The 601-nt window shown below is 38.4% G+C and carries 2 tRNA genes; both read right to left on the bottom strand.

Annotated features, from left to right (window positions below):
- Positions 1-344: 344 nt before the first annotated feature.
- Positions 345-420, bottom strand: a tRNA-Ala gene (locus HYG89_RS15930).
- A gap of 64 nt (positions 421-484) precedes the next feature.
- A tRNA-Ile gene (locus HYG89_RS15925) sits at positions 485-561 on the bottom strand.
- Between the last annotated feature and the right edge of the window lie 40 nt (positions 562-601).

Genomic DNA, 601 nt, shown 5'->3' with positions numbered 1-601 from the left:
ATACCAAAACGCTTGATTCAGTTAATTTGCTAGTTCTCATTTCAATTCGTAATTAAACCGTAACACCGAAGCATTACTGTCAATCTTGAATTAAATGAGTTGAACAATTTATTTCAGACTCAATTTTTGCCAATCTGTTAATGAATTAATGCGTCTTCGTCAGACCGCACTAAATACTGTGATATTTAAATCACAGAACTTAATAAACCATCAAATCTAATTATTCGATCTTTTATTAAGTTCTGCAATCTTTAGCTTAAAGCTCCAGTATATGTGTGCCTGCGCACAGCATAGCTGTTTGCTTAAATTTTAAGGAAAAGCAGTGCTTTTCTGATCTTAAAATTTGGTGGAGACTAGGAGAGTCGAACTCCTGACCTCCTGCGTGCAAAGCAGGCGCTCTACCAACTAAGCTAAGTCCCCAGCTTATCAATAAGTCAATGTTTCTGATTTCCGTTTACTCTGCAATCTCTTGCGTCGTCAGTAGTGGTGGGTCTGACAAGACTTGAACTTGTGACCCCACGCTTATCAAGCGTGTGCTCTAACCAACTGAGCTACAGACCCTCAGATACATCAATGAAGAACAACTTGTTGTGGATTCTTA

Origin of the sequence: Acinetobacter sp. SwsAc5 (assembly GCF_013391485.1) — a bacterium.
GTDB lineage: Bacteria > Pseudomonadota > Gammaproteobacteria > Pseudomonadales > Moraxellaceae > Acinetobacter > Acinetobacter towneri.
The sequence above is the reverse complement of the archived record's forward strand: the minus strand, read 5'-3'. Positions and strand labels throughout refer to the sequence as shown.